At 46.6% G+C, this 23956-nt stretch carries 20 protein-coding genes; 5 read left to right on the forward strand and 15 right to left on the reverse strand.

The window, feature by feature from the left end; genetic code table 11:
- Positions 1-16: 16 nt before the first annotated feature.
- The 4 genes from MKY87_RS02270 to MKY87_RS02285 all read right to left on the reverse strand — a co-directional run bounded on the left by MKY87_RS02270 (position 17) and on the right by MKY87_RS02285 (position 6216).
- Positions 17-1240 (reverse strand): VWA domain-containing protein, encoded by a 1224-nt coding sequence (locus MKY87_RS02270; protein WP_340962738.1) that lies wholly within the window; start codon positions 1238-1240, stop codon positions 17-19.
- A complete protein-coding gene (locus tag MKY87_RS02275) occupies positions 1225-3693 on the reverse strand; it encodes a DUF5682 family protein (protein ID WP_340962739.1) in 2469 nt (822 codons plus the stop codon). The genes MKY87_RS02270 and MKY87_RS02275 overlap by 16 nt, the downstream gene beginning before the upstream one ends.
- Complete coding sequence (locus MKY87_RS02280) at positions 3681-4781, reverse strand: ATP-binding protein (RefSeq protein WP_074095349.1); 1101 nt, start codon at positions 4779-4781, stop codon at positions 3681-3683. The genes MKY87_RS02275 and MKY87_RS02280 overlap by 13 nt, the downstream gene beginning before the upstream one ends.
- A 421-nt stretch (positions 4782-5202) precedes the next feature.
- Positions 5203-6216, reverse strand: a complete 1014-nt coding sequence (locus tag MKY87_RS02285; RefSeq protein ID WP_445259824.1) for an aldo/keto reductase — start codon at positions 6214-6216, stop codon at positions 5203-5205.
- A gap of 153 nt (positions 6217-6369) precedes the next feature.
- On the opposite strand from MKY87_RS02285, the gene MKY87_RS02290 reads away from it, so the two are divergent.
- The 4 genes from MKY87_RS02290 to MKY87_RS02305 all read left to right on the forward strand — a co-directional run bounded on the left by MKY87_RS02290 (position 6370) and on the right by MKY87_RS02305 (position 9819).
- Positions 6370-7569: a cytochrome P450 family protein gene (locus tag MKY87_RS02290; protein ID WP_339783437.1), complete on the forward strand. Its 1200-nt coding sequence runs from the start codon at positions 6370-6372 to the stop codon at positions 7567-7569.
- 40 nt (positions 7570-7609) lie between these two features.
- Positions 7610-7945, forward strand: a complete 336-nt coding sequence (locus MKY87_RS02295) for a ribosomal protein L7/L12 (protein ID WP_289389402.1) — start codon at positions 7610-7612, stop codon at positions 7943-7945.
- A 170-nt stretch (positions 7946-8115) separates the two neighbouring features.
- Positions 8116-8400 carry an ArsR/SmtB family transcription factor gene (locus MKY87_RS02300; RefSeq protein ID WP_176872808.1) on the forward strand — a complete coding sequence of 95 codons (285 nt, stop codon included), beginning with the start codon at positions 8116-8118 and terminating at the stop codon, positions 8398-8400.
- Positions 8401-8631: 231 nt separating this feature from the next.
- Entirely contained in the window at positions 8632-9819 is a 1188-nt protein-coding gene (locus MKY87_RS02305; protein WP_091029658.1) for an MFS transporter, read from the forward strand.
- Between the two features lie 120 nt (positions 9820-9939).
- Here the strand turns inward: MKY87_RS02305 and MKY87_RS02310 are convergent, their stop codons facing one another.
- The 9 genes from MKY87_RS02310 to MKY87_RS02350 all read right to left on the reverse strand — a co-directional run bounded on the left by MKY87_RS02310 (position 9940) and on the right by MKY87_RS02350 (position 20725).
- Positions 9940-10695, reverse strand: a complete 756-nt coding sequence (locus MKY87_RS02310) for an SDR family NAD(P)-dependent oxidoreductase (protein WP_062834752.1) — start codon at positions 10693-10695, stop codon at positions 9940-9942.
- A gap of 340 nt (positions 10696-11035) precedes the next feature.
- A complete protein-coding gene (gene poxB, locus MKY87_RS02315; RefSeq protein ID WP_340962741.1) occupies positions 11036-12763 on the reverse strand; it encodes a ubiquinone-dependent pyruvate dehydrogenase in 1728 nt (575 codons plus the stop codon).
- Positions 12764-13018: 255 nt separating this feature from the next.
- Positions 13019-13780, reverse strand: coding sequence for an SDR family NAD(P)-dependent oxidoreductase (locus tag MKY87_RS02320; RefSeq protein ID WP_133385095.1), 762 nt, complete (start codon positions 13778-13780; stop codon positions 13019-13021).
- Positions 13781-13931: 151 nt separating this feature from the next.
- Complete coding sequence (locus MKY87_RS02325) at positions 13932-14237, reverse strand: Dabb family protein (protein ID WP_340962742.1); 306 nt, start codon at positions 14235-14237, stop codon at positions 13932-13934.
- 148 nt (positions 14238-14385) lie between these two features.
- Entirely contained in the window at positions 14386-14637 is a 252-nt protein-coding gene (locus MKY87_RS02330; RefSeq protein WP_062834756.1) for a type B 50S ribosomal protein L31, read from the reverse strand.
- Between the two features lie 144 nt (positions 14638-14781).
- A complete protein-coding gene (locus MKY87_RS02335) occupies positions 14782-15030 on the reverse strand; it encodes an HPr family phosphocarrier protein (RefSeq protein ID WP_017688214.1) in 249 nt (82 codons plus the stop codon).
- 183 nt (positions 15031-15213) lie between these two features.
- On the reverse strand, positions 15214-16254 hold the full coding sequence (locus MKY87_RS02340) for an NAD(P)-dependent alcohol dehydrogenase (RefSeq protein WP_445669446.1): 1041 nt from the start codon (positions 16252-16254) through the stop codon (positions 15214-15216).
- Between the two features lie 137 nt (positions 16255-16391).
- Positions 16392-18539: an alpha-glucuronidase family glycosyl hydrolase gene (locus tag MKY87_RS02345; RefSeq protein ID WP_339783427.1), complete on the reverse strand. Its 2148-nt coding sequence runs from the start codon at positions 18537-18539 to the stop codon at positions 16392-16394.
- Positions 18536-20725: a glycoside hydrolase family 52 protein gene (locus MKY87_RS02350; protein ID WP_339783425.1), complete on the reverse strand. Its 2190-nt coding sequence runs from the start codon at positions 20723-20725 to the stop codon at positions 18536-18538. Before MKY87_RS02350 ends, MKY87_RS02345 begins: the two co-directional genes overlap by 4 nt.
- A gap of 365 nt (positions 20726-21090) precedes the next feature.
- Between MKY87_RS02350 and MKY87_RS02355 the strand changes: the two genes are divergently transcribed.
- A complete protein-coding gene (locus MKY87_RS02355) occupies positions 21091-22002 on the forward strand; it encodes an AraC family transcriptional regulator (RefSeq protein ID WP_338587069.1) in 912 nt (303 codons plus the stop codon).
- Positions 22003-22033: 31 nt separating this feature from the next.
- On the opposite strand, the gene MKY87_RS02360 is transcribed toward MKY87_RS02355, so the two are convergent.
- Both MKY87_RS02360 and MKY87_RS02365 read right to left on the reverse strand, forming a co-directional pair.
- Positions 22034-23437 (reverse strand): aldehyde dehydrogenase, encoded by a 1404-nt coding sequence (locus MKY87_RS02360; protein WP_339783423.1) that lies wholly within the window; start codon positions 23435-23437, stop codon positions 22034-22036.
- Between the two features lie 90 nt (positions 23438-23527).
- Positions 23528-23830, reverse strand: a complete 303-nt coding sequence (locus tag MKY87_RS02365; RefSeq protein ID WP_017688208.1) for an ArsR/SmtB family transcription factor — start codon at positions 23828-23830, stop codon at positions 23528-23530.
- Positions 23831-23956 lie beyond the last annotated feature (126 nt).

Genomic DNA, 23956 nt, shown 5'->3' on the forward strand with positions numbered 1-23956 from the left:
ACATTCCTCCTTGAATTTAAGTGATGATCTCGCCAATCCAATCCGCGAGTTCGTTAGGCGTAATTGCTGCTACATGTGCCCCCATATTGGTTAATGTCTGTGCGGCATGTTTGTTATAGACTGAATCCCCGTTAAAATCGAGCGCGGTGAGAACCAGCAATTTGCATCCTGCATCGATGATATCTTTACAGGCTTTGTACATCTGCGCGATCGGGTACCCTTCCTCCAGATCACTGACCAGAATAAAGATGGTTTTGCCTGGATTATCGATTAACGTCTCGCCATATCGCAACGCTTTGGTAATATGTGTCCCCCCACCGAGCTGTACATTCATGAGCACGTCTACGGGGTCTTCCAGTCTGTCGCTCAGATCAACAACCTGCGTATCAAATATGAATAATTTCGTGCGCAACGCATTCAAGCGATAGAAGATGCTGGCCATCACCGAACTGTAGATGACTGAATCCAGCATACTGCCACTTTCGTCTACACCAATGATGATGTTCCACTTGTTATGGGGCTGTATATTCCCGTCGAAATACAGACGATCAATCACAAACCTGCGCTTGTTTTTATCGTAATTCTTCAAATTCTTGGTGATGGTTCGCTTGAAATTCAGATTGCGCAAGGATCGTACTGAACTCGAGGTATAGCGACTGCGCTTGCCCATGATACTCGCTCGGGTCTGAGATTCCAGCTTACTGCGCAGCTCTTCAACCACGGTTCGCACGATCTCCTTGGCGCTCTTTAACACCTCACCTTTCATCCGTCCTTTGAACTGCATAATGTTCTTGAGCAGATTCATGTTGGGTTCAAGGGATTCAAGCAACTTTTTGTCTGTTAACAATTCTGTCAGCCCATAGCGGTCAAGCGCCTGTTTTTCCAATATTTCTACCGTTGTTTTGGGGAATAGGTCCCTGACTTTGTGCAGCCATTTTGGTACAGTCAGATTAGATGCACCGCGTCCTCCCTCTTTTCGGTAACCTTGTTCTTCACCGTATTCACGGTTATACAGATACCCCAGAATCTCATCGATTTCCGTATATTGAAATTCAGCCGAAGTATATTGGTCTGTATTGCACAACCCTTCTTCAGCCGATTCACCAAGAATCAGACGCCATCGATTCAAGGTTTCAGCAGAAGGTTGAACCCCTCGGTTGCTTCCATCCGGATTCGAACTTTCACTGATATCTCTGGTTTCGCCCGTTCGCCGATTCGCTTCATTCATATTAGCTTCCATGTGGCAAACTCCTTTCGAAGCGCTTCGTCCCATGCTTTGGACTGGATCAGCATCTGCTCATCAACCGCAGGCCTTAACATCTCCTCTGGTTCAACCTGATGCAGACTCGCCACCCGCTCCGCAATCAAGCCCGTCTCCATTGGTGTAAAATAGGTGAATGCCAGCCTTAATTCCGGTACCATACTGATGAAGTCGTCGTAGGATAACTGTTCAATCAAATAATTCAACTCGGACAACAGCTGATCTTCATATAAAAAAGCGTCACGTGCTACAGTGAATACTCCCTGTAAAAAAAGTGCCGTTTGACGAGTCTGATCCGGTGTACCATGGATATACCCGCGAGCACGATCAACAATCTCATCCCTTGGCCTGTCACCGAGCCCTGAGGAAATAGCCACACACACACCCTCCAGCTGAGCCGGAAGCTGGTGATCAGATAGAAGCTCATTCAGATGTATTCGGAATGTCTCATCCTGAAAATACTCCTCCGATGACTCTGCGAGCATGGCTAGCAGCTTCAATCCCTGTATAATGGCTTCATGTTCATCCGGATTGGCTCTGGAGAGCTGAAGCAACTTGTCCACGGCGTTCCTATAAGCTTCGGATACCAGTTCAGGGAGATGTTGCTCGTCAGATAATCCCAGTAACCTGCGGTGTTGATGAATTCGATTCAAGACATGCAGGCTGTTACATAAGGATAGGAAATTCCCGTCGGTCCTCAGCGCCGAGCGCACCTGTTCATAGAGTTTCATCGCAGTGTCCTGAAGCCCCATGAGTAACGCTTGAAGCATGAGTCGGGCAAGTTCACCGCTATGATGATCCGGTATTTCTTGCATCTGTTCTTCCATTTTGCGTGTAGCCGCTCCAGCAAGCGTTCCGCCATAAAGAGAGTTTTCTATCAATCTGGCTTCAATGCGGGATGAGTACATATAAACCCAGGTTTCGCGCACAAGATTCATATCACGCTCTGCGATCCAGTCCGGTCCCGATTGCCGTTTCGCAAATTCCGGAACCAGATAGGTGATGCATTGAATCAATTGGCTTATCTGACGATGCTCCGGTTTTGCATATAGATCCAGCACTTTCTTGTGTTGACCTGTTGTACGAATCTGCAGTTTGTACTCTGTACAATGCGCCTTGAAGTCCTCCACGATGGGAATACTGAATGAATTGGGAGCCACGCTTCCAATGACGTCTCCAGTCAATAACTGCTGCAGCTCTTGCAGCGGTTTATCGGTCGCCAAGGTAAGCTCCCCCTTCACAAAGGAAGAGAGTGCTGCATCCATCAACTCATAGACGCCGCCTTCCCTTTTACCCCGAAGCCCGGCAAGACCTTGAATCATGCTGTACGCCTCAATCGCATCACTCGTTGATACATGTTCGTGACCATCCCTTAATTGGCGCATCAGCCGGGATAACAAGTCCAGAGCCGTTAGATTATACGGTGTACTCTTTTTGCGAAGCAGCTGGTTCCAGATCTGATCGTAATAATTTACATAAGGCATGCCGCTCGCATATCCATTGAGCCGATCCGCTTCAGCAAAGGTATAGACCATCGGGTACATTTGTTGGTGAACCGTGTCTGGATTAACCGCACTTTGTTGAGACGTTCCTGGTTTACCTTGTCCCTCCAAACGTCGGTCTGTATGCCGTTTATCCATTTCTGGCTGTTCCAATTCCGATTCATGTTTCTCTGACATCAACAGTCCATACGTATGAAATCCACCGGTAATGACAAGCACACGGTCATGCTCCCGCACCGCTTGATTAATATGTTGCTTCATATATGCTTCTCTTGCCAGATCACCTGAAGACTGTAATCGTTCCGTGGAATAACACATTCGGGATAAGGTACAATACGTGAATACATCCTTCACGAATTCCTCAGTAGACTTCTCCAGGCCACCGATCTCAAACACCTTTTCCCACAATTCATCAAAACTGCGGCAGTTTGTTTTTTGACACAAACGGTTAATGAAGTCAGAGCCCGCAAGCAAGGTTTCGTCCTGAATGGAGATCTCCTTTTGTTCTGTCTGGCCGGATTTGGATGCACGAGTGGAGAAGTGTTGATAGTCCAAATCAATAAACTTCGCCGGAATGTTCAGGCGTTTTGCTTCTTTCAAAGCTACATATTCAGGTGAATACCGAAGCATCGGATAATAGCAGGCTTCTCTCTCCAATTCACTCTCATAGGTATAGTACAGACTGACAGGAGGTAAGGTTGCCTCATCACTCAGCACCGAAATTAATGGATTACCGCTCTCCGGTCCTTCAATCAAAATGATATCTGGCTTGTACTCCTCAATTAATCGTAACAAGTGATACGAACATGCAGGGCTATGGTGTCTAATAGGATAATAGACCGTATGATTACTCAGGTTATATACCTGGGATTCGAACAAGGATTGTAACTGCTCAACATCAGGGTCCAGTACCGCTGTTAACCGATCCATTTTCTCTCCTCATAATAGTCCTTCCACATTCCCTCTTCTCTGGAACGCTCTTTTACGACCTTAGAGAAATAGGTTTTGAGAATGGACAGATCCTTGTCGTTTTCCTTTGCAATGGTCCCCAGCATGTTCTGCACCAACCGATCCAGCGCAATAGCCTTATCTTCGTAATAATAGGAAGTCATCGCACTCTGGACATAGACAGACACCGCTTCCGCCGTACTCATGGATGCTTGAGGGGTGTCAAGTTTGTAGCCTTCCCGTGTCATGCCGGTGCGCAGTTCCATGAATGTTGTAGCCAGCAATTCAACCACATCCGGGTTAATGTCAATATCAATTCCACTATGTAATAACAGGCTTCGTGCCTGGGATTCAATAATTTTGGCTTCCATCTTCACGTTATGAATGGGCTTGATTGTTTCGAAATTGAACCGGCGTTTCAATGCACCACTCATTTCGTTAACACCTTTATCGCGAATATTGGCTGTAGCAATGACGTTAAATCCCGGTTGGGCAAACAGCACACCGCCATCCAGTTCCGGGATGCTCATGACCTTGTCACTGAGAATACTGATCAGACTATCCTGCGCTTCAGCTGGACAACGTGTAATCTCTTCAAAACGGGTAAGAATTCCTTTCTTCATGCCGTTATATAACGGTGATGGCACAAGCGCAGCTTCCGAAGGGCCTTTATCAAGCAGCATGGCGTAATTCCATGAGTACTTGATCATGTCTTCCGTCGTGCCTGCTGTACCTTGAATCGTGTTTAGACTGGTACCGGAGATCGCTGCGGTCAGCAGTTCGCTAAGCATGGTCTTGGCTGTCCCGGGTTCTCCCACGAGCATTAATCCTCGATTGCCTGCCAGAGTAACCACGGCACGTTCAATTAACACGTCATTGCCATAGAATTTGCGGGTAATCGTGATCTCTTCTCCATTTAATAACGCAGGCTTATCCCTGCCTATAATAAAATCGCGCACATAGGCGGGAGATAACAGCCAGTTCGGGGGACGTTTCCCCTGATCTTCCTCTCGCAGCGCACGTAATTCAACCTCGTATAATGTCTCGGCGGGTGGTTTAAGCATCTCCATCGTCAAGGTGTCTCCTCTCACGTAAACAGATCGTATGTTCTTATTCCTATCATTTTATCACAGCCCTCGAACAACTACCCGGTAAAACGATAAAAATGGTTGAAACGTCCTTCTTATCAGCACTCTTCCTAAGTCCATGGACATAGCCTCTAGCACAAATATGAAGGTGAATTATCCTTACAACCGTGCCTAAACACTGTTTTCGGCTCCGAATCAGCATGCTTATTACCCATGCAAACGCATTGTAGGCCATATGACCTTAGGATTCATTACACTTTCGATCATGTGTTTCAACCAAATGAAGCCCATTATTACAAAGAAGACACAGGCCATCAGCAGCTTGTGTCTTCTTATATGTTCAAATTTCACCCAATATCTATGAATTTTGATCGAAACGAACCACTCTCTCAGAATTCCCTACTTACATTCTACGCCCGCATGAAGCGGAATACAGCTCGTACCACTCATAACGGGTAAGCTCAATATTTATTGCATCACGACAGGCCAGAATACGTTCTGGTCGAATCGAACCAATGACAGGTTGTATCCCTGCTGGATGCTTCATTAACCAAGCCAGTACAATAGACTCCGGTGTAACTCCACGCTCCTTAGCCATTCGATCAACCAATTGAGCCGTATGCTCAATTTCAGGACGCTGTCCCTCAACTACCCTGCCAGTAAAACGCCCCTGAGCAAGGGGACCCCAAGCTTGCAGTTGAATATGCTCTGCCTGACAATATTCCATCGTGCCATAGGGAAACACGTTATCTCTAGCTTGGGATCGATTCACCGTAACACCAGCTTCTACGAATCCGATTTTGTCCAGACTCATCTCCAGCTGGTTCACAATCAGAGGCACATTACTGTGGAGCTGAAGGAGGCGAATCTGTTCCGAACCCATGTTGGACACACCAAAATGGCGCACTTTACCGGAATGATGCAGCTCAGCCAGTGCTTCTCCAATCTCTTGCGGATGGGCGAGCGGATCAGGACGGTGTAACAGCAAAATATCCAGATAATCGATGCCGAGCCGTTCCAGGATACCGTCCACACTCGCCAGAATATGTGCACCTGAGGTGTCATAACGCTGCGGTCCTTCATCATCACCCACAAGACGTATACCACACTTCGACTGTATAATGATCTGTTCACGCAAGCCGGGAGTTTCGGATAAAACTCGCCCCAAGACATGCTCTGCCTTACCACGTGTGTAAATATCCGCCAGATCAAAGTGGTTAATGCCTATTTCGAGAGCTGCTTCTACCGCTCGATGACCTTCTACGACAAGATCTGAAGTAATGGGGAGCCCATCCCATTCACCCCCAAACCGCATACAGCCAAGAACCATTCGACTTGCCGGAATCTGGTGGTGATGCAAAGGAAGTTGTGCGTAAGACATGTCAGCGTTCACCTCATTTTCATTTTTACCAAGCATAATAATCGATTCTCTCTACCATGTCTTCTTCCATCTTCCTCTATTTTCCTGCTCTATCATCCATATGAAGAAAAAACAAGGTTTCAAAAGCTTGTGTATTGAATATATAGAGGGTGCAGGTATTATGCAGGAATATGAGAGGAGATATTACATTTGAACCCGAATGAACCCAACGAGTCCTCAAAGCCAGCGTTTTTCACGAAAGAATTCACGCATAACCCTTACCCGGTGTATGAAAAGTTAAGAAAAGATGAGCCCGTTTTCAGAGTCATGTTTCCTCATGGGGAATTCGGCTGGATTATTACCCGATACGAGGATGCAGTCCAGATTCTGAAAGATCCTCGATTCAGCAAAGACATGGTCCGACGTTACGGCGCTGACAATCAAAGCATCTTCTCGAATAATATGTTGTTCTCCGATCCGCCAGATCATAGACGTCTTCGGGGACTTGTGCAGAAAGCATTCACACCCAAACTGGTCGCAGACATGCGAAGCCATATTCGGGACATTGCTGATGAACTGCTGGACAACCTCCCGTCACAGGAAAAAATGAATCTGATCGATGACTTTGCCTTCCCGCTGCCTATCATTGTCATTAGTGAAATTCTGGGAGTACCTCTTGAGGATCGTGACAAATTCCGCTTGTGGTCCAATACGGTAATCGATGCTTCCACAGCCGAGAGCGCCGAGCTGTTTGAGCAGCATGCAAGGGAGTTTACGGATTACCTTACGGCCTGGTTTGCAAAAGTTCGCCGAGATCCCGGCACTGATCTGATCAGCCAGCTTGTCATTGCAGAAGAATCCGGGCAGCACTTAACTGAACAAGAACTGCTTGGCGTGGTCTCCTTATTAATCATTGCCGGTCATGAAACAACTGTTAATCTCATCGGCAATGGGATTCTCGCCCTGCTGGAGCATCCAGAGCAACGCGAACTGCTCATCAAGCAGCCCGAGCTTATTCACAATGCCATTGAAGAGATGCTTCGTTATAACGGGCCTTTGGAGTTCAGCACATCTCGCTGGGCTCTGGAAGATATTGAATTCCGTGGAGAGCATATCGCTCAAGGTGAACTTGTCATTGTTGCGCTTGGTTCCGCCAACCGGGACGAACAGCAGTTTAAGGATGCTGATATCTTCGACATTACCCGCGAAAAAAGTTCGCATCTGGCTTTTGGCAAAGGCATTCATCTCTGCCTGGGAGCACCGCTTGCTCGTCTGGAAGGTGAGATTGCAGTCAGCACACTTCTGAATCGTTTTCCAAATATACAGCTTCAGGCAGATGTGAATGAACTGGAATGGAGACCTGGCATGATTGTTCGTGGTGTCAAGGAAATCCCGGTTCAACTTAAATAATAGCTAAATATGAATAAATGAAAGCGAGGCACATGACATCATGGAAATGAACACCTTGGTATGGATCGTTCTGCTGCTTCTGATCCTTGTGTTACTGGTCAGAGTCACCAGTCTGCAACGCCAATTAAATGAATTGAAAAGTGATGTGGAGCGTCTGGAGAACGGTTCAACAGTCAGCGCCCGCTCTGACTTCAATTACACATTGTCGCCGAAGGAAACATCTCACACAAGCCAACCAGCCCAATCGGATCTGGATCAGGAACTGCTTACACTTATACAACAAGGGAAAAAAATTATGGCGATCAAACGACTGCGTGAAGCCCGAGGTCTTTCGTTGAAGGAAGCCAAAGACTATGTTGATTCCCTAGATCGGTAATATACAACTCACATAACTCTCCGGGGAAGTTACTCCAGACTTTCGGTTGTTAACACAGACGCAGTAGAAAGTGTGGAATCTTCACCGAGAGTTTACTTTTCTAACGACATATGCTACTGTTATTTCTATATTACTAGAAATAAGAAATAAAGACGAAAGGACGGATCATGATGCAATCAAACTCGAATGAGATTGAACAAGTCGTCAAAATTCATAAAGCGCTGGGCGAGCAAACACGCTACAAAATCATTCAGATTTTATCGAGCGAAAGCAACCTGTGTCCCGCCGATCTGGAGAGCCGCCTTGTTACGGTTGCCCTATCGACTCTGTCTCATCATTTGAAACAGCTATCCGATTGTGGCCTGCTTACATCGCAGAAGAAAGGTACGTATATCTACTACAGCCTAAACACGGAGACTGCACAAAAGTTTGTTCCCTATCTGCTAAATAAATAAAAAATTTGAGTTATATTTCTATATAATTAGAAATATCGAAACAGTACCTCAACATTTATTAGTAGCACTAGGTCACCTAAGTTTACGCTTATACCAATATTCATTGTCAGGTTGTAACATTACCATTCGCGCAGATAGGGTGCATTCAGAGCATTCATGTCTTGTTCTATCGTCTTTATTTCTATATTTCTAAAAATATAATAATTACAATTAGAAAGAGGTTATGTTTCCATGTCTTCTTCTACGCTCAAAATCTATGTTCTTGCCTTGGTCAGCTTCCTTGTAGGAACGTCCGAATATGTCATTGCCGGCATTTTGGATCGCATTGCAGATACCATGAATATCTCTTTAATCGCTGCCGGACAGCTCATTACGATTTTTTCACTCGTATATGCGCTAGGTACACCTGTCATTATTGCACTGACTTCGCGCTGGGACCGTCGCAAGCTGTTGCTATACTTCCTCGGTCTATTCGTTTTGGCTAATGTTCTTGCCTATCTGTTGCCGGGTTATGGACTGTTCGTCGCAGCACGCGTGTTGATGGCTTTAGGGGCGGGCGTTGTTGTTGTCACGGCATTAACGGTTGCTTCCCAAATAGCGGCTGAGGGCAAACAAGCTAGTGCAATCGCCACAGTAATCACTGGATTTACGGCTTCTTTAATTGTTGGCGTTCCGCTCGGAAGGCTTGTGGCTGCATCTTGGGATTGGAAGCTCGTTTTTGCCGGTATCGCCGTTCTTGGCATTCTCGCCATGCTGGTGATCGCGGCCGCCATTCCGCCTTCCAAAGCAGAAGCGCCTGTTCCGCTGAAGAATCAACTCTCTTTGCTCAAACAGCCACGAATTGTACTGGCACTGCTGGTGACCTTTTTCTGGTTAGGTGGTTATTCCATTGCTTACACGTATATCTCACCTTATCTCGTAACCGTTGCAGGAATGAGCGAAGCACTACTCAGTTCAGCTTTACTCGCATTTGGTATTGCTAGTCTGATCGGTTCAAAAGTAGGAGGATTCGGTGCTGACAGATGGGGTGTCAAACGAACGTTGATCACAGGCATGACACTGCATATAATGAGTCTGGTCCTGCTGAATATAACGGCAAGCTCTCATCTCGCTGTCTTGCTTGTTCTGATTTTGTGGTCTTTTGCCGCGTGGTCCTCGGGTCCAACTCAGCAGTATAACCTCGTGACTATGGCTCCCGAATCCTCAGGTATTATGCTTAGTCTGAATAGTTCGGTCATGCAATTAGCTATGGCCGCCGGAGCAGGGATTGGTGGCATCGCAGTAAGCAGCGTCTCATTGTCATCCATCACCTGGATTGGGGCTGTCGGGGTCGTTATTGCCGTTATCATCGTCATAAGTTCGTACCGTTCAGCATCTACGAAAAGTAAACAAACCAATGCATCACACAACGTTGCCTGATATGGATTCGCAGTACTATGCGTAGTATAAAAGAGAAATTAAAAAGAGAGGCTCTGTACGCATACAGTGACCTCTCTTTAAACATTTTAACAGCTATTTTATTGCCGATAAGCTGAACTCTTATTGGGCCGTAACTGCACCATCGATCGGATATACTGCACCATTAATATACGGCGCTTCATCTCCAAGCAGGAAGGAAACCAGGTTAGCGATCTCTTCCGGTCTGCCAAGGCGTCCAGATGGAATGCTATCAACGGTTGCCTTGAACACTTCAGGGTTGTCTTTACCAAACTGAACAACCATCGGCGTCTCAATTGTACCTGGAGCAATCGCATTTACACGAATGTTGTCCTTGCCATATTCAATTGCAGCTGTTCGGGTCAAACCCACCACGCCATGTTTGGTTGCTGCGTAAGGTGCAACCGCGGGTACACCGACAATACCGGCTGTGGAGGCTGTATTCAGAATGGAACCTCCACCTGTTTTGAGCATTTCAGTAATTACATACTTCAACCCGTAGAATACACTTCTCAGGTTAATATCAATAATCTGGTCAAACTGCTCAATCGTATGTTCAATCAGCTTGATCCCAGGACCTGCAATCCCTGCATTATTAAAGAACATGTCGATTCGTCCGAACTCTTCGACTGCTTTTTTCACATAATTCTCAACTTCAGGTGCTTTACTCACATCTGCTTGTACAAAAATAGCTTTACTTCCAAGCTTCTCAATCTGCTTAACGGTTTCAAGACCTGTCTCTTCGACAAGATCCACAACGACAATGGATGCGCCCTTCTCAGCCAGCTTTAGCGCTGCTGCTTGGCCCAATCCACTTCCTGCTCCAGTAATAATGGCTACTTTTCCTGCGTGACTCATGTTGTTCTCCTCCATGTGTGTGTGTCATCTTGTGATTGGATCGATGAATACGATATGAAACGTACGTACATGCAATGATGCAATATGTAGGTCAAAAATGGCATAAAACCTTCCTGACTTTACCTATTCTAATAGACTTTCGACATAAAAACAAATCATATAATATGCATTCATACTATATTACATGTCACATTTTCAGCATTCTATTCAAGAAGCACGCAACGATAGTGTCTTGTCACGTGCCCCTCTTTTACCTCTTTTACCTCTTTTACATAAACAATACTTTGAAAGTCGGTATCTCTACAACTTCACACGGTGCATTTCCGCTTTATCGAAACGGCTATCTTAGCAAATTGGTTTTTGCTAATTCAATAATTTCGTCCCCGCGTCCGTTGAGCACGGCTTTCATCATCCATAACGTGAATCCTTCCGCCTGTTTGATATCAATCTTCGGAGGTAAGGACAATTCCTGACGATTCACCACCACGTCAATCAACACAGGACCATCATGCTGAAGCGCACGCTGCACAGCTCCTTCCAGTTCATCCGGATCCTCAACCCGAATACCTTCCATGCCCATGGCTTGAGCAACCATCGCAAAGTTGGGATTGACAAGCTCTGTTCCCGATTCCAGGAATCCGGCAGCTTTCATCTCCAGCTCAACAAAACCGAGTGCTCCATTATTAAACACCACAACTTTGATCGGCAGATTATGCTGTTTCAGTGTCAACAGATCACCCATCAGCATCGTAATACCACCATCACCCGACAACGAGATGACTTGTCTGCCGGGGTCAGCGACCTGAGCACCAATTGCCTGTGGCAAAGCGTTTGCCATTGTCCCGTGACTAAATGAACCAAGCAGCCTGCGATTACGAGACATCTCGATATAACGGGCTGCCCATACTGTCGGAGTACCGACATCACAGGTGAAGATGGCATTTTCAGCTGCGGCATCACTAATAACCTTGGTCAGGTACTGCGGATGGATGGGCTTTTTACCCGGTTTTCCAACGGCCAGCTCGTCCAGATCTTTGCGTACTTTCACGTAACGATCCACACTTTTACGCAGATGTTTGTCACTGTGTTCTTCTGTTAGATAAGGAAGCAAAGTTTTAATGGTCGCTTTCACATCCCCACATACGCCGTAATCCAGCTTCGTACGCCGACCGAGATGGGAAGATTGAATATCGACCTGAAGGACTTTCGCATCTTCGGGATAGAATTGACGATATGGGAAATCCGTTCCGAGCATCAATAATACATCACAGTCCATCATGGCATGATAACCGGATGAATACCCAATTAGACCCGTAAGCCCCACGGAATAGGGGTTGTCATACTCCAAATATTCCTTGCCTCGTAGCGCAATAACCATCGGGGATTTCAAACGATCACAGAGCTGCATAAGGGGTTCTCGAGCGCCCGCGCAGCCTGCACCGCACAATAACGTAATTTTTTTGCCTTGATTCAGATACTCCGCCAGTTTCACGAGTTCAGGCTCAGAAGGATGTACCACGGGGTTGGTTGCGTGATACACATGCTCAGGCACAGGCAGATCCGCCGCTTCCAGTCCAGCTACATCACCCGGCAATACAACGACAGACACGCCAGAACGTGCGACTGCTGTCTGAATGGCCATCGTCAGAGAACGCGGCATCTGTTTTGCTGTTGTAATGACTTCACAATAATCACTGCATTCCTGAAACAGATACTCAGGATGGGTCGCCTGAAAATATTCACTGCCAATCTCGTCACTTGGGATATGTGCAGCGATAGCGAGTACAGGAACACGATTGCGATGACAGTCGTACAGACCGTTAATCAGATGCATATTACCAGGACCGCTGCTACCTGCGCAGACAGCGATACTTCCACTGACCTCGGCGTCCGCACCAGCAGCAAATGCAGCTACTTCTTCATGTCGTACATGAATCCATTCGATCTTACCCGAACGACGGATGGAGTCGAGTACCGCATTCAAGGAGTCTCCAACAATGCCATATATGCGTTTGATGCCAGCGTTCAATAAGGATTCAACCAGAACGTCCGCTACTGTTTTTTTCATAATAGGTGAGTCTCCTTTAATTGCTCATTTTGATTATGTTTCCACTCGGTTAATATACCTATTCTTATACCCCAATCTTCCGAAAACCGAACCAACTCATATGTATGTCTGGATATATGAAACAAAAACCTGCCCCTTGAACCGTTATTTCATTGTTAGCAAAATGCCAAAAATCCGCTTGTCGAATGACAAACGGATCACGGTTAAACTAGGTTTATTGTTATTTCATGTAGATTCCCTAATCCAAATCAGACACTAGATAGCAGGCATCACATTGCCACCACTTACCGGGATATAGGCACCTGTGATAAATGAGGACAGATCCGAAGCGAGAAAAGCTACCGCATTGGCAATTTCTTGATCTTCACCCCTGCGCTTCAGCGGCACGGTGCGAGTATATGCCTCATCATGTCCCGGCTCACTGGACCGATCACGTTCACTGATTGTCCATCCAGGTGCAACCTGGTTTACGGTAATCTGATACTCACCAACCTCCTTGGCAAGTACGCGATATACGCCATCCATTCCACGCTTACCAGCGGTGTAGGCCGATTGGTGAGCAAAATTTTGCATCGCACATTCCGTATTGATACCAATGAACCGACCGGCTCTGATACTTTGCATATGTGGAATGAAAGCTTTGGCAAGATACACACTCTGCATGACACAGGATTCGAACTGGCTCAAGTAATCTTCAGGAGACTGTTCCAACACCGTTGTCCATTCATATTGAATGACTGCATTGGCAACAACGATATCCACTCCGCCGAGGACAGACTGAATTTCATCACGCATCCGAAATGCTGTATCCTGCTTTGTAATATCCCCCTGTACAATTACAGCCTTACGACCGAGTGCTTCAATCTCACCTTGAAGCTCCCGAGCCTTGGTATCATTATTTATGTAATGTAGAGCCAGATTGGCGCCACAGGCTGCCAACGTGCGGGCGATGACTCGCCCCAGTTGTCCGGTTGCGCCTGTAACCAGAGCCGTTTTTCCTGAGAGATCCAATTGCATAACAGTGAAAACCTCCTAGAATTCATTTGTTCGAAAACGATTTCGGAAAGTTGTTATTTTTGTTCATTAATTACGCGATATTCAAAGAGATATACAGCATTGTTCAATGCTGTATAAGGTAGTTCAACTTTTTTCCTATATGTGGAGACTATTAATTATGATGTTGAATAAGATCAATTTCCTGGAAGCGACTGACTTCCTTTTCCCAACGCTCTTCTACATATTGACGGTGAACCGGGTGATTGTTGTATGCATCATACGCAGCCTGATCTGCAAAGACCATCGAGAAGCTGTAGTCAAACTCATTCTTTTCACTTACCTGTCTCAGAACCTGAAATTGCTCTACCTCAGGAATGACAGCCAGTGCATCCGAACTTTCCTTCAAAAAAGCTTCGGCCTCCGGTGTATCTTTACCCGCGTAAAGTGTAAACGTTACCATATGTGTGATGCTGCTCATCTCTATTTCCTCCTCCAATATGTTCGTACTCTGTTTCCTAGTGTACATCCGAATGTGTTGTAAGCGCAATAATTGGTTGAATTAATTTTTAATGTACACAAAAAACCTCAGGACAAATCCCGAGGTTTTTTGTAATGTATGGACAAACTTATTTGTTGATGTTGTATTTACGGTTAAATTTATCAACACGGCCACCGATATCCACGTTTCTTTGTTTACCAGTGAAGAACGGGTGGGATGCAGAACTAGTGTCCACACGGATTACTGGGTAAGAGTTACCGTCTTCCCATTCCATAGTTTCGTTAGAGAACTTCGTGGAAGAACTCAGGAATTTGAAATCAGCACTTGCATCGTAAAAAATTACGAGTTGTGTCTTTGGATGGATGTCAACTTTTGGCATAATCTATTTACACTCCTTTAATATGGGTACTTCTTTAGAATCAAACTAAATTTTATTATACTCTTTTTTTGGACAAAGTACCAGCAGGATTTGAGGATTAGCTAAAAAAATTATGATATATGTGATTTTGCACCTAATCAGGTGTCACGCCGTCCCTTTCTCCAGTACATTCAACATGTACTCCAAAGCCTCCAGTTCATCCCTGCCTCTTGTCTGTAATCTGACAACACTACCATATCGAATGGGTAGTAACGCCATTCCAAGCAGGCTTTTGACATCTACACGATGCTCATGCTCAGACTCCATATACGACAAAATAATATCCGAGGAAAAACGTGACGCTTGAGAAGATACCGACATCAGATCATCCCGATGAAAATCAGCGTGTATCATAAATTCATGTACTCTCACAACCTTCAGTTCCTTTCGCTAAGTACTTATTCACCAATATGGTGTGTATCCATTTATATATTAAAATCTTCATGAATTATACCATGTTATGGGAGCTTGACCCATACTTTTCGCAAAAAAAAACAAAAAAGAGTCCTGAACCGCAGGACTCTTTCCAGGTTGTTCTTACATACCGTTCGGATATACCATGACCTTCAGACTGCCGCTTTTATTGTGTAATGCGCGCTCCATCGCTTGCTGTGTCTCTTCGAGTGAATAACGATCTGTAATCAGGGACATGACGTCATGCTGACCGGAGCTCAGAAATTCAATTCCTGCCGGATACGTATTGGCATAACGGAATATGCCATAGATATTAACTTCATTGTCCGCAATAAATGGAACATTGAGTGCGATCTCGTCCTGTGCAGGCAGGCCCACAATCGCAAGTTTCCCTCCACGTCGAAGTGAATACAGAGCGGATTGTAGCGCCTTCGGATTCCCCGCTGTTTCCCATGCGGTATCGACACCCACACCATTTGTTAACTCGCGAATCACAGCCAGCGCATCTTCATTCCGCACATTAATGGTATGCGTGGCACCCATGCGGCGAGCTGCTTCCAGTCTAACTTCCTCCAGATCCGTTACAATGATCTTCTCTACACCAAAAGATTTGGCAGCAGCCACAGCCATGAGTCCAACGGGACCCATGCCCATAATCGCCAGAGTTGTACCCGGAGCCAGTTTGCTGCGGCGTGCAGCGTGAATACCAACAGAGAATGGCTCGTTCATAGCTGCTTCCTCATAAGACAGATGATCCGGGATCGGGAATACCATATCTTCACGCATAACCATGTATTGTACAAATGCCCCATCCACCGGAGGGGTCGCTAGAAATTGTACATCCGGACACAAGTTATAACGACCTTCCTTGCATGCCGTGCACCGTCCGCAAGTCACCCCGGGTTCAATAGCAACCCGATCCCCTATTTTCAGACGTGATACGTTCGAGCCAACAGCAGCAATAATCCCCGCACACTCATGGCCCAGAATGATCGGTTTTTCCACCACAAATCTGCCAATGCGTCCATGTTCAAAATAATGCACATCCGAGCCACACACCCCAACAGCCATCACCTGGATTAACACTTCATCCGCTGCTGGTTGCGGGACGGGTTGTTCCTCAATAATGATGTGTCCTGGCTCTGTCATGACAGCAGCTTTCATGGTCTCGGGCAGTTGATGTTGTCGCACACGTATCTCCTCCTCATGTATGTCCATGCTGTCTATTCTACATCAAAGAAAATAAGGTATCTTCTTTCTTCCTTCCTAATTGCCAAGTTCATCTGCATCCGTAATTCCACTTAATAGATTGTTCGACCTTGTTCATCCGCAATGCCGCTCTTCCGATAGAAGTACGTATTGATCATGTCCCGCCATTCCTTCGCATGTTCGGCCTGGTTGTCCTGTAATGAAGCTACTTTACTGAAAATAACCGGGTCGATTTTGCCCTCCAGCCCTCTCCATGTCTCGGCTAACGCCTCTGCCTGCACAACACCTTCAAAGTGTGTATCATAAATATGCTGAATGACCGTTCTACCCGAATGCAGAACATGGGTGTACGGCACGTGATGGAAAAACAAGATCAGCTCATCCGGACAGGTGTCTACGGACTCATAACGATCAGCATTCTCAGGGTGATACTGTGAAGTGTATCCTGTGCCGCTGTTCACGGTTCGATCTACACCAATGCCATGACAATCGGCAAAGTGATACGTTCCCCATTTGGAATACTCGTATCCATCTACATTCGGCCCGTAATGATGTTCCGGGTTAACCATCCAACCCACACCGAGAGGCGCCGTGTAATTCTCATAGATATCTAATGAAGTCAAAAGCATGCCCGTAACCTGCCGCACAACTTCGTCTTCATGTCCAAATGTGAGTCTCACCCACTCATCGGCAATCTCTTCCGCGGACAGCTCCGGGTTCCACGCAAGTCTTCCGTATCCATATAGATTCGCCTGCGCGAGTGGATGTCCTGTCCAACAGGCATCTGCACCAATATTGGATACTGCGGCGAAGCCACTCTGAGGTCGTTTATACAGAGAACCGTCCGCGATTCGCTTGATCTCTGAACCCTCGCCTTTGGCGTATGTGTCAAAGTCCAATACTTCTTTCCACTGGGGAACCAGATAACAGAGATGACGCTGTTGCCCGGTATACTCCTGTGTAATCTGAAACTCAATCACCTGATTTGTATTTTCCATGGCGCCGAACAGCGGGGATACCGCCTCTCTCACCTGAAAGTCCATCGGCCCGTTTTTGATCTGCAAAATGACATTTTCGGCAAAACGCCCGTCCAGCGGCGTAAAGTGGTCATAGGCTGCACGTGCACGGTCAGTGGAACGATCCCGCCAGTCCTGCTTGCAGTTATAGACGAAGCAACGCCAGATGACCAATCCACCGAATGGCCGAAGAGCTTCAGCCAGCATGTTTGCACCATCGGCATGATCACGGTTATACGTGAACGGTCCCGGTCGATTCTCGGAGTCTGCCTTGATCAGGTAACCACCAAAATCCGGAATCGCTGCGTACACCTTCGCCGTTTGAATGTTCCACCATTCCCGTACCTTCGCATCCAGCGGATCTGCCGTATGCAATCCACCAATCTCAATTGGACTTGCGTAGTTGGCGCTCAGGAACAATCGAATGCCATATGCTCTGAATTCAGCGGCAACTTTCGCCACATCACCAAGATAACGTTCGGTCAGAAACAGACTCTCACGGCGGTGTACATTGACGTTGTTGATCGATATAGCATTGATTCCCGTGGAAGCGAGTAAACGTGCGTAATCCCGGATACGTCCCAAGTCCAGCGTAAATTCCCCGTTATCGTAGAAAATGGAGTCTCCTGCGTAACCCCGTTCAATACTGCCGTCCACGTTATCCCACTGATTAATCATTCGTAGTGCATTGATAGGCTGCTCTGTAATATAGCTCCACTTGCTCACAGCGTCATCCGCCTTACTTGCACTTCCTTGATCCATTGTCAGTTCCCGAAGCAGATGGAATGTACCATACAGCACACCTTGGGGGGTCTCTGAACCAATGACCAGTACACCCTCGGTCTCGTTCTCACGAATGATGTACCCTTCTCCTTGAACAGTTGAACGCTCTTTCTCACTGAACGAACCAGCCACCGAATTGCTTCCTGTCCAAGTACCGATTCGTATCGCGGGAGCGGAAGTGTTATTGTCCCGCTCACTTTGCTGAGTATCAGACAGATGACTGACCGACGGTTTCACGCCATACAACTTCTCCAGTCCTCGTGAAAGTTCGGTCAGAGCTGTTGTGATTACTCCATGGTTCTCTTCCGCGAGTATCCGCTTGCTCCACGCAGGAGCCGTCTTTTGGGCAAGTCCATTCGCTCTTGGCAATTCGGAGTGATACCCCAGCCACGCATCGTACTGTGGACCTGACAAGGCAGTTTGAACGACGGATTGGTTCATTGTACCGCCTCCTTACTGGCATAGATCTGCGCAAGGCGATTCCCTTTTCCTTCGAGTAGCCATAGAATCGACGTTACACCACGCGGATAGTACTTGCTGCCAACCGCTACACCAGACAGGATCTGGTCGCTCCAGCACCAGTAGGATTCCTCCGGATGCAGCAGCCAGTTGACATGAGCCGCGTCTGCTGCCTTGCCTGTCTCATCCCATTCCACATCCAGCAGCTCTCTAGCGATAAACTGGGACAAATAGATTTTGCTTAACCACGAGTTATTACTTGTTGAGGACAGTTTCCATCCTCCATCTTCGAACAGGCATGTTCCCGGTACAAGAATCGTCTTCAGATGAGTTTGGAGAGCTTTCAGATAAGGTCCAAAACGACCATTGACATCCAGTGCTGCTTCACAGCCTGTAAAGTACGGGAACACCAAACCTTCAATCGCCGGAATGATTCGAGAATCATTATTTTCTGCAATTACAGCTGGAATGTAGCCGCCATCAGTCAACTGTGCAGCAATACTGGCAGCGCAGCGATCCGCTTGAAGCCCTGCTTGATGGGACAGATCGGCCAACTTCTCAGTTGCGAACAGCTTCTCCAATGCAACATAGACCGCCCAACATTTACCCGCCAGATAGATATTATTGCGAGACTGTCCAAGTGACACATCCAGGCTATCATAGGTTGTAATCTCCGCTCCACCTTGGGTACGGCTGCTATCCAGACCCATCAGGCCGTTACGCTGCTCAGCGTTAGGATGGTCACGATTAAGCATACTTTCGAAGCAATCCTGGATAACAGGCAACATATTTTTCACAAAAGCTTGATCCTGTGTCTGTTCAATGTACACTGTCGCGCAGCAGAGCCAGTTCACCAGTTCTTCGTGACTCATCTGTGAGAAGCAGTCGTCAATGCCAACCAGTTCATATGCCGAGTGTCCAGGGCGTGAGAACACATTGGCAACACCAATATCATGGGTAAAGGTAATTCCGCCCGGATATAGCTTTTCTTCCCCCGGGAAACGAACCTGATCCGTATAACTGTATCGTTTCACAAACCACTCCAGCTCATTACGCACCGTCCATGGATTCAAGGCAAGCTCGAAGTACAACTGATCAGCTGTCAGATCAAGTGTGTTCATCATCCGATACTCCCCTTCGTTCACCACCCAGAGTGGCTCACCATCGGCATCCAGCAGTTGAGTACTGGCATAATAGCTGTGAATGGAATGAGCCAGCATGAATGATTGATCTTCGGTCAAAGCAGCCGATCCAAGGCGCTGTTCAACCTCTCCACAGGAAGCTGTCAATTCACTGAAGCGTTGTAGTGCATACTCGCCTGCTGCCTGAATATCGGCGAAATACCGCGTATACCAATACGTTGTGTCCATTCCGGTCGTCACAATGCCCCCGCGATAGAAACATACTGCGAATTGATACGTACGTTTCTCTCCAGCCGGCACCTCCATCAGTAGTGCAGCGGTTGAGCCAAGTCCAAATGCCAGATTCTCCCGATGTTTCTCTTGCAAGAGTTTCTCCAGCGTAAATCCACGTGCGGGCCACAGTCCGTCATCTGCTGACATAATTGCTGTAAGTCGACCTTGTCCCACACCTGTGATGGAGCCACCTTCCGGTCCCCCGATCAGACGCATCGCAGAGTACGGATCATTGCCCTGATAGCCAAAGTAGGCTTTGCGTCGTTGTTGACCTTGTGTATTGTCAATCGTCATCTCCACCAATACGGCAGGTACGAGTGCATCCATTAATTCTTCACGATCCCCATTCGTTGGATCAGGTACTGGACGAACAGGCGAGTAGATACGGAACGTCAGATCTCCAGCAGTCCATGTATCCGTACCTGAGGTGAATTCACGGATAATATCGTCATCGCGAAAAGCCGTAATAAGAGGTTGTGGAACTTTGGACGCTGTTGTCGACGCCGTGCCCCCATTCTCCAACTTCTCTACATCATAGCGGCTGCTCTCATCCTCGGAAGCTTCATAAAAAGGAAGTGCCTGATAATTGTCGCCATCGCGAGATTGTAATCCAATATATACATTCTGGTCTGCCGGCTTGCCAAGTTCAAGACCCAGCCCGCCTTTGGCTCCTTTGTATCCCAGTGTAAAACTCGCAAAAGCACCAATCGGTGCGTGATGTGCATTATAAAAGATGGATTTGGATGTGCTCACGAATCATAACCCCTCTCAAAATGGATTGCATGCGTTTTCATTAGCCCCATCCTAACACGTGGTTCCACCTCAGACCATGATCAAATCAATCGGATATTTACCCAAATCAAGCTGATAGACTATAATGGATTAAAGCGGTTACACAAAACCATTCCATTTGATATAAATTCGAGTTCAAAAAGAGTGGTTTTCAGTACCAAGAAGATGGGATGAAGCTAGAAATGGAGTAGCGGAGCGTAGATAGAGCTACGTGAGCAACGGACATTTCGGCTGAATGCCATATTCGATGCTGATGATGCCACTAGGCATCCTACGTAATCAAAAGCTCTTTTTTTGAACAACCTCTATAAAGGGAGGAATCTTCCATGTCTTCAACGTACTTGCCTCCTACTTTGGGAGAAAGTGTCCATGAAGTTTTTTATCCAGATGTGCAAACAACGGTTAATCTGTTCGCCATTCATTTACGAAGTGTGGGTATGGACTGGGATTATCCGGCGCATGAGCACCCTCAATATGAATTGAATTATGTCACGGAAGGCGAGCAACGCATGATGGTGAATGGTACCCTATACATTCAAAAGGCTGGCGAACTGCTCCTGATTCCTCCGGGAAGCATTCATTCCAGCCAGAGCCATAACGGCAAGGGATTCACGTATTTTTGCATGCATTTTGACATTGATGATCAATTGTTCCTATCGTTGCTGGCACGCATCAAACAAGTGCGATTCAGTGCGGATAGTCCGGTTACACAGCAGATCGAGCCGGTTTTGCGCAAATTGATGTCATCAGCGGATGATGAAACAGCCAATACGATGGTACAGCGTATGCAGCTGCAATCTGCGGTATTTGAACTATTTGGCCATCTGTGGGAGGCGGTCTCGCAAGAGGCAGCGCAATGGTTTACCGACGGACATGAAAAGATCGAACTCGCCCACCAGATTCGTAATCGATTGCAAGGCCTGATGAGTCAGCAATTCAAACAGGGACACGAGTCCAACGGTCACTATGGCATTGATGACATTGCAGCAGAGCTGGGCATCAGTTCTTCTCACTGTAATCGCGTGTTCAAACAGGTGTTTGGTCAGTCTCCACGTGCTGTATTGTCCCAGTTGGTTTTGCATGAAGCGAAGCTTCTTCTGGGCAATCCGAAGCTGTCTGTTCAGAATATTGCCGTCATGCTTGGTTATAAGGATATTGCCCATTTCAGTCGTCAATTCAAGCGCTGGTCCGGCATGTCACCCTCCCGTTACCGACAGGAACAGCCTGCTCTGGAATAAGGTCCAGTAGCAGGCTTTTTGTCTTTCTTATTTATTTCAACAAACGCTTAATCAGCTTCAGCTTGTTATCATACGGTGGATACAGAATCGGCAGATTCAATTTGGTGCTTTTTTTCAGTACACTTTTGAGATGAGAGAAGGTTTCGAAGCTGTACTGCCCATGATACGAACCAACACCGGAATGACCAACACCGCCAAACGGCAGACGCGGATTCGCAACATGCGTGATCGTATCGTTAATGCAGCCGCCTCCAAAAGAAACTTCGCGCAGCACTTTGTCCTGAACCCGGGTGTCGGAAGTAAACAGATACAAGGCGAGTGGTTTCGGCCGCTTTACGATCTCTACAATGGCTTCATCCAGGTTACGGTAGCTAATGATCGGCAGAATTGGTCCAAAAATCTCATCTTCCATCGTTGCTGCATCCCAAGACTCCGCATCAATCAGTGTTGGTTCAATAAAGCGATCTTCCTCATCCGAAGCTCCCCCATAGATCACTTTGGCCTGATCCCGCTCAATCAAAGTTGTCAGACGTTTAAAATGTCCCTTGTTCACGATTCGCCCATAGTCCTTGTTGTGCTGGATATCCGAACCAAAGAAGGACACAATCGCTGCTTTCATCTCCGTAATTAACGGTTCCTTCACGCGCTCATGTACGAGCAAATAATCGGGTGCGATACAGGTCTGTCCTGTATTGAGCAGTTTGCCCCATATAATGCGCTCCGCAGCTACTTTGATATCCGCCTGTTCATCAACAATGACCGGACTCTTACCGCCCAGTTCCAACGTAACGGGAACGAGATTTTTGGCAGCTGCCTCCATCACAATCTTGCCTACCGGCACACTGCCTGTAAAAAAGATATAGTCGAATGGCGCGTTAATCAGCGCTGTCGTTGTGTCTTTTGCACCGTCAAGCACTTGTACGTAAGCCGGTTCGAACACACTCGCAATCATCTCACGTACAACAGCCGACACCGCAGGTGTATTCTCTGATGCTTTGAGCACGGCTGTGTTACCTGCTGCAATCGCACCTACCAATGGTTCGATTAAGAGTTGAAAAGGATAATTAAACGGTCCGATAATCAGAACCGCCCCGTAGGGTTCGGGTATGATATAACTTTTCGAACCAAGGAGAGCCATCTGCGTTTTTACTTTAACGGGCTTCACCCATTTATTCACTTTACGAATGGTGTGTGTGATGCTGTCCATCATAAATCCGATCTCGGTTGTGTAGGATTCGAACTCACTTTTGCCCAAATCCTGATAGAGAGCTTCAGTCAGTCTGGTCTCATACTTTTGAATCGCCTGCTTGAGTTGGTTCAGACGGGCAATTCTAGCTTCTGCCGATCGTGTGGCCCCGGAACGAAAAAACTTTCGTTGCTGCTCCAAAATCTGTTCAACTTCCTGACTGGTTACTTCCTGTATAGTTGTTGTCATATATACATACTCCTCTATTTATTATTGATTAAGCGTTTAAACTTACGAACCTATAAGGCACATGCAAAAGCATGTTTTATCACTTTTAATCTACAGACACTCTTCTTCCAAAGCAGCTACCAATTCCTTCAGCAGTTCCACCGATGCATTCAATGAAGCCGAATAATATCGCTGTGTGCCCTTCTGTTCCACAGATATTAGCCCCTTCTCTAACAACAGCTTGAGATGATGAGATATGGCTGGTCGGGATAGGCTGGACTGTTCGGTAATTTCATTCACTGTCATTCTACCCTTCTCGGTGAGTGTCAGCAAAATGGATTGACGATGGTTGTCACTTAACACCTGAAATAACGGGATACAGGTTTGAAAAACGCTAATTGCTTTTTGTCCCATGGTTTCACCTCTGTACTATTTCTTCAATATTTCTGCGTATATTTTCTCTGTTTGACGTCTGTTGGTTTAAACATTTGAACCTAATAACAGAATTGTACTCTTTATTCACTTGAACTGCAAGTGAAC

Source organism: Paenibacillus sp. FSL R7-0198 (genome assembly GCF_038000415.1).
Taxonomy (GTDB): domain Bacteria; phylum Bacillota; class Bacilli; order Paenibacillales; family Paenibacillaceae; genus Paenibacillus.

Coding starts and splice junctions, on each gene's coding strand:
- MKY87_RS02295 (WP_289389402.1), top strand. CDS start 7,610: ATGGAAATGAACACCTTGGTATGGATCGTTCTGCTGCTTCTGATCCTT.
- MKY87_RS02325 (WP_340962742.1), bottom strand. CDS start 14,237: ATGAGCAGCATCACACATATGGTAACGTTTACACTTTACGCGGGTAAA.
- MKY87_RS02365 (WP_017688208.1), bottom strand. CDS start 23,830: ATGGGACAAAAAGCAATTAGCGTTTTTCAAACCTGTATCCCGTTATTT.
- MKY87_RS02300 (WP_176872808.1), top strand. CDS start 8,116: ATGCAATCAAACTCGAATGAGATTGAACAAGTCGTCAAAATTCATAAA.
- MKY87_RS02320 (WP_133385095.1), bottom strand. CDS start 13,780: ATGCAATTGGATCTCTCAGGAAAAACGGCTCTGGTTACAGGCGCAACC.
- MKY87_RS02335 (WP_017688214.1), bottom strand. CDS start 15,030: ATGATACACGCTGATTTTCATCGGGATGATCTGATGTCGGTATCTTCT.
- MKY87_RS02360 (WP_339783423.1), bottom strand. CDS start 23,437: ATGACAACAACTATACAGGAAGTAACCAGTCAGGAAGTTGAACAGATT.
- MKY87_RS02330 (WP_062834756.1), bottom strand. CDS start 14,637: ATGCCAAAAGTTGACATCCATCCAAAGACACAACTCGTAATTTTTTAC.
- MKY87_RS02275 (WP_340962739.1), bottom strand. CDS start 3,693: ATGGATCGGTTAACAGCGGTACTGGACCCTGATGTTGAGCAGTTACAA.
- MKY87_RS02280 (WP_074095349.1), bottom strand. CDS start 4,781: ATGGAGATGCTTAAACCACCCGCCGAGACATTATACGAGGTTGAATTA.
- MKY87_RS02285 (WP_445259824.1), bottom strand. CDS start 6,216: ATGCTTGGTAAAAATGAAAATGAGGTGAACGCTGACATGTCTTACGCA.
- MKY87_RS02345 (WP_339783427.1), bottom strand. CDS start 18,539: ATGAACCAATCCGTCGTTCAAACTGCCTTGTCAGGTCCACAGTACGAT.
- poxB (WP_340962741.1), bottom strand. CDS start 12,763: ATGAAAAAAACAGTAGCGGACGTTCTGGTTGAATCCTTATTGAACGCT.
- MKY87_RS02270 (WP_340962738.1), bottom strand. CDS start 1,240: ATGGAAGCTAATATGAATGAAGCGAATCGGCGAACGGGCGAAACCAGA.
- MKY87_RS02355 (WP_338587069.1), top strand. CDS start 21,091: ATGTCTTCAACGTACTTGCCTCCTACTTTGGGAGAAAGTGTCCATGAA.
- MKY87_RS02305 (WP_091029658.1), top strand. CDS start 8,632: ATGTCTTCTTCTACGCTCAAAATCTATGTTCTTGCCTTGGTCAGCTTC.
- MKY87_RS02340 (WP_445669446.1), bottom strand. CDS start 16,254: ATGAAAGCTGCTGTCATGACAGAGCCAGGACACATCATTATTGAGGAA.
- MKY87_RS02310 (WP_062834752.1), bottom strand. CDS start 10,695: ATGAGTCACGCAGGAAAAGTAGCCATTATTACTGGAGCAGGAAGTGGA.